Raw genomic sequence first — 5,446 nt, 5'->3', positions numbered from 1 at the left:
ACGTTTGCAGTAGCTTTTTTGTAATTGTCGCTGCCTTTATAGATAATGGTTGCAACGTAATTTCCTTCATCTAAGTCTAAAGGAATGCTGGCGCTACCATTTTCATTAGTTTTAACTGTGCTGTTAACATTATTGAGTGACACAATAACATCTGTATTGGCTAAATTTTTGCCGTTTTGGTCAGTTAATGTAAAGTCAAGCTGACCGGTATGTGGTTTGGCTTCAACATCTTCTGCAATGATATTAACAAGATTCTTATCGGAATATGTTGTCATTACATCAGTTGCGGTCTGATATTGATTTTCAGATTTAGCGAGAGTAAATGCGAATGTTGGTGGGAATGGTAGTTTATCTCCATCAAAGGTATTTGGACCAATGGTTACATTGTAATAGGAGTTGTCAGCTGATCCACCAAGTAAAATTGCAACTCTGCTTTTAGTTAAAGTGTTGTTGAAGATGTATTCATCGTGTGATCCGTAACATGTAATTGAACTAATTTTACAGTTTGAAATTGTATTGTTGTAAACGTAGTGTCCATATGAATGTAAAAGATAAATACCTTCTTTAGAACCGGAAATAGTGTTGTTGAAAACTTTTGCTCCAAATCCTGCTGGGAATCTTACATCAATTCCGTGGTTAATTGCATTAGTTACTTTATTGTCTGCAATTATTGAATTTGGAGATGCGAAATTCATGATACCTGTTGTGTATTGGTTTTTAATAGTGTTTTTAGTAATTATTGCATTTTGACATCCATATTTGTAATCGCCATCTGGCCTACCACCTAAGAAAATACCCCAGGAAGCGCCATTAACAGTACATCCTGTAATAACTAAGTTTTTACTTAATCCTGCATAAATACCAGTTGTATAATATGCATTATAATTTTCAGTACCTGGTTGGCATGGCATGGTATATTTAGGGTAATTAGCTACAATATTTAAGTTACTAATAACTGCGTTAGTTGTATTTAATACATATAATACTGCGATATTTGGAATTGCATATCCTCCTTCACTGGTTTTTTTCACAACTATTTCAGGTATATAATCGTAACTTACGCTGTTTACGCCTTTCAGTGTTGCGTTGTTTCCAATGACTTTAATGTTTTTGTCAATGTAGATGCATACGTCTTCAAATACTGCATTTTTTTCAAAGATTAATGTATCTCCATCGTTCATTGAATTAATTGTTTCTTGGATTTGTGCACTGGTCATTCCGGATGTAATTGTTTTTGTAGTGCTTGTTGGTTTTAGGATTGTATCATAATCAATTACAATAGGACTTGGTTCAGTGATTCCGGTATATTCGCTGTAGGTATCGCCATAAAGGCTGTCACTGTGGGTACCCATCATTGATTCGACAGTAGAATAATCGCTTTTTGCTTCCGCTACATAGAATGTGAATGATGGTGGGAAAGGTAGTGTATCCAATTTCCAGGTATTGGTTCCGATAGTGATGTTGGTGTATCCTACATAACTGCCCCCTACAGGTGCACTTCCGGATAATAAAACACCGATTCTTGAATTTTGTAGTGTATTGTTTTCGATTAGTATATTGTTTGCTCCACAGCAGGTAATTGAACTTAATGAACAGTTGATTATTGTATTTCCGGTTACGGTGTGTTTTCCTGAGTGTAACAGATATATGCCTTCTTTTGATCCGACAATTTTGTTATCAAGAACTTTGACATTTGGTCCAACCATGTGTCTTACATCAATACCGTGGTTTTTAGCATTTATTACAGTATTGCTTCTGATTGTAGTATTTGGTGTTTGGAAGTTGAATATTCCAGTAACTCCTTGATTTTTAACTGTGTTACGTTCTATAAGTCCTGCAGTAGATTGGAAGTAGTAAATACCCCATGTTGAACCGTCAAATGTTGAATTGATGATTTGAGTGTTTTTGGATTGGTAGTTATAAACCAAACAATTGCTGTATCTTAAGGTATCTGCTCCCTTATCGGTTCCACTGTTTGCCCCTGCTACGATATTTAAATCTTTTATAACAAGATTATTTGTCTTGAGTATGTATAATGTTGCAGGATTAGCAATTCCGTATCCTCCCTGTGTAGTTTTATTTGAAATTATCTCTGGGATGCGGCCAGGAATGTATACGTCATCTTTGTATTCACCTAAATCCTTTGAGGTTAGATTGTTAAGACCGTATAATGTTGCGCCGTTACCGTTAATTGTAATGCTGGTTCCATTAACGTATAGGCATATGTCCTTATAATCCCCTTTTTCAAAGGATAATGTGTCTCCGTCTTTTAGACTATTAATTTTTTCCTGAATTTGATCATTAGTATCTGTAGTTTGAACAGTAATTTCAGTACCTTGAGTGTCAGTTATGATATTATCGACTGAATTTGTATCTTCAGCGCATACTGCACTTGCACTTAAGAATACCATTAATACTAACAGAATAGCTAATATTAAACTCTTTTTATTCATTTTTTTCACTTTTCTCCCGTTTATAATTAATTACTTATTTAAATTTATTGAATAAAATTAATCGATAAGCAATTAATTAATTATTGTTTTTAATATTATTTAAATGGAAATGTCTTAAATTTTTAATATAACATTGTTAATATATTTTATTCCTTATAAATTTCTTTATATCGATGTTATTTTGCGATATAATGCTGTTATATGGGTTAGATTTATATGTATAAGATATCAATATATAATCGATAATCAATATTTTATTCATAGATAAATTTTTCATTCAAGGGAATTTATCAGATTTTAATCATTTGATTATGAAAAATAATGTAGGGGAAGTTTTTTTATATGAATAATAAAGTTTTTAATCTTTTTTTCATATCCATATTGTTCTTATTCTTGATTTCATCAGTCGGTGCTGCCGATACGGTACAAGACAATATTAATATACTTTCAGATTGTAACGACATTTATCATATAATTACCTCAGATTTATCCAGTGAGGACATTCAATCCAAATTGGATAATGCCAATGATGGCGATACCTTTGAGTTTACAGATAAGGAATACGACAATATCTCTCTGGTTGTAGACAAGAAACTAAATATTATTTCCAAAAATGATAGTGTTGTCTATGTATCAAATAGCATATCTGATAAGGCCAAAAGTTTAGGAATAGAAAAAACTTTCGGATTTTACTTTACAAAAAATAGTGATGGCAGCATATTGTCCGGAATTTCTATAATTGCTACCGGTTGCGAAAATGCTATTGTCTTGAATGGCACAAATCATGTTCAAGTTATCAATAACACAATTGCCGATGGAATTAATGGCATTTTGGTTAAAAATTCAGACAATATATTAATTGCTGAAAATGTAATTTCAAAAGCCCGTAAAAATGGATTGCAGCTTTTGGATGTCAAAAATAGCTTAATTGATAATAACACTATTTCATATAATAAAAAGTCTGGAATCGAAACTTCCAATATCGATTATTGCAATATTACGAATAATGATATTCATCACAACGATTTAAATGGGATTTCAACATATAATTCCTCTTCATATAATTTGATTAAAGGAAATAATGCTTATGAGAATTCCAATGGTATTTTCATCAATTCAACATCCGTTTATGATTTGGTTACATCAAATTCATTAACTCTTAACAGAAAGGATCCCCGTTCTTCAATGGGGGGTTTTGAAACAGGTAACGGACTGTTATTTGGAGCAGGGTTTAAAAGCGATGGCGAGTCAAGGCTTATCTTCCAATATAATTATTTGGCAGGTAATGAGTTTTTCCAGGCTAAAAATTATTGGGAAAATCCTGATTATACATTAGGGGATAACTGGTATGATTCAAATGACCCGACAAATACATGGGTATGTCCAAGACTCATTGCGGCTTTAATGAACTTGGACACATTATCAATCAGTAACTCTCTTGGTTTCCAAATGAAAGACTCATCAGGTAAACCGGTTAATGAATTTGCGGCTTTCGAGACACAGGTTAAAGTTAATGGAAATCAGTACACTGCCAAATTTGTCAATGGTAAGGCTGTCGTGGATGTGGAGTTGGATCCAAATGTAGAATATGATGTTGAAGTTGAAATTGCCGGTGAATTTGTCAATTACAAATACACTCCTGCAAAGGGTGAAAAAGGTGAAGAGAAAGATTCAAGCTCATCATCAAATAATGGAGATGTTGGGTCTGAAGATTCATTCAATAATGGAACTTCAAAAGCCCAAGGAAGTTCGAACAAACAAGGAAATTCCACCAATGACGGCAATTCATCAGGTTCCCATAAGGCTAATTCAGAAATATCCGGTAATTATGGGACAAACAGTTCAGACATTCCATCTCAGGATACATCCGATAATGGAGAGGATGCATTATCCAACGGTGATTTGAATGCAGGGGAAGTTGGAAGTGGTGATGAATCACAGGAAGGTAAGGCATATGAGATTGTACCTCCGGTTACAACTTCAAAAGAGCTTTTAAATACATCAGGACTTGTTGTTCTGTCTATTTTGGTTTTGATGGGATGCCTTATTTTTGGATACAGGCGAAACAGTAAAGATGAATTCGATTAAAATTTTCCTTTTTTCTTTTTTTATTTATAGAACTTTTAACAAAACTATCATTGATGACAGTCAAATCTTATTCTTTTAAAATCGATACAAATAAAAATTTTGAAATTATTGACATAACATCTAAAGTTAATGAGTTAATTGACATTGATGAAGGGATAATATCCATTTTTTCAAGGCATTCCACTTCAGCAATCGTTGTCAATGAAAATGAGTCAGGTTTATTAAGCGATCTTGAATTTATGCTGAACAATTTGGTTTCAGACAAATTCAGCTATCAGCACGACAGAATTGATGATAATGCAAAATCCCATTTGAAATCATTTCTGTTATCTTCAAGTGAATGTCTGCCTATAAAAAATTCAAGACTTGATTTGGGCACTTGGCAATCTGTTTTTTTCATCGAATTAGATGGACCAAGACGCCAAAGAACAATAACTTTGATGATGGTTGGTGAATAATTGAAAAGATGGACAATAATTTTAATAGGAATCATAATCCTGTTACTGATCCTAATATTTGTTTTCAATAATTATGACTCATCTCCGGCAGCGAGCAATTACACTCAAATTGAGATACAGATGAGAAAATTGTGGTATTGAAAATGAATCTATTTGTTGATAAATTCAATTTCAAATGCGATAACAGGATATTCTAAGGTAAAATTGGTTATGACTTCAGGAGATACCTCACCAAAGAATCCTTTGATTGTACCCTTTTGAGCCTCACCTGTCACATCCGCAACCCTACCTTCAATGAATGTTTTGTTTTGGCTGTCGGAAATTTCCATAGTATATCCCAAATTGCCCAAAACGCTTGTTACAACGGATTTGATTTCAGTAAAGTTGGCTGTTGAATGACAAATCAAAGCTGCTAATTTTTTAGATGATCTTGTTTTGTTTTCCTTT

At 33.2% G+C, this 5,446-nt stretch carries 3 protein-coding genes and 1 pseudogene; 2 read left to right on the top strand and 2 right to left on the bottom strand.

Annotation, left to right across the window (positions count from 1 at the left end; all coding sequences use genetic code 11):
• On the bottom strand, window positions 1-2,453 hold a 2,453-nt coding region (locus ACJMLZ_RS07080; protein WP_405304929.1), incomplete at its 3' end, for a right-handed parallel beta-helix repeat-containing protein.
• 342 nt (window positions 2,454-2,795) lie between these two features.
• On the opposite strand from ACJMLZ_RS07080, the gene ACJMLZ_RS07075 reads away from it, so the two are divergent.
• Window positions 2,796-4,541, top strand: a complete 1,746-nt coding sequence (locus tag ACJMLZ_RS07075; RefSeq protein WP_405304928.1) for a nitrous oxide reductase family maturation protein NosD — start codon at window positions 2,796-2,798, stop codon at window positions 4,539-4,541.
• A 53-nt stretch (window positions 4,542-4,594) separates the two neighbouring features.
• Entirely contained in the window at window positions 4,595-4,999 is a 405-nt protein-coding gene (locus ACJMLZ_RS07070) for a secondary thiamine-phosphate synthase enzyme YjbQ (RefSeq protein WP_405304926.1), read from the top strand.
• Window positions 5,000-5,148: 149 nt separating this feature from the next.
• Here the strand turns inward: ACJMLZ_RS07070 and ACJMLZ_RS07065 are convergent.
• Window positions 5,149-5,446, bottom strand: a pseudogene (locus tag ACJMLZ_RS07065) (phenylalanine--tRNA ligase subunit beta); the annotation flags it as partial.

It is taken from the genome of Methanobrevibacter sp. (genome assembly GCF_045126245.1).
In the GTDB taxonomy this organism is placed as follows: domain Archaea; phylum Methanobacteriota; class Methanobacteria; order Methanobacteriales; family Methanobacteriaceae; genus Methanocatella.
This window is presented reverse-complemented; position numbering and strand designations above follow the sequence as displayed.

What these genes read in the sequence shown, in the direction of transcription:
- ACJMLZ_RS07075 (WP_405304928.1), top strand. Translation starts at nt 2,796, where the DNA reads ATGAATAATAAAGTTTTTAATCTTTTTTTCATATCCATATTGTTCTTA.
- ACJMLZ_RS07070 (WP_405304926.1), top strand. Translation starts at nt 4,595, where the DNA reads ATGACAGTCAAATCTTATTCTTTTAAAATCGATACAAATAAAAATTTT.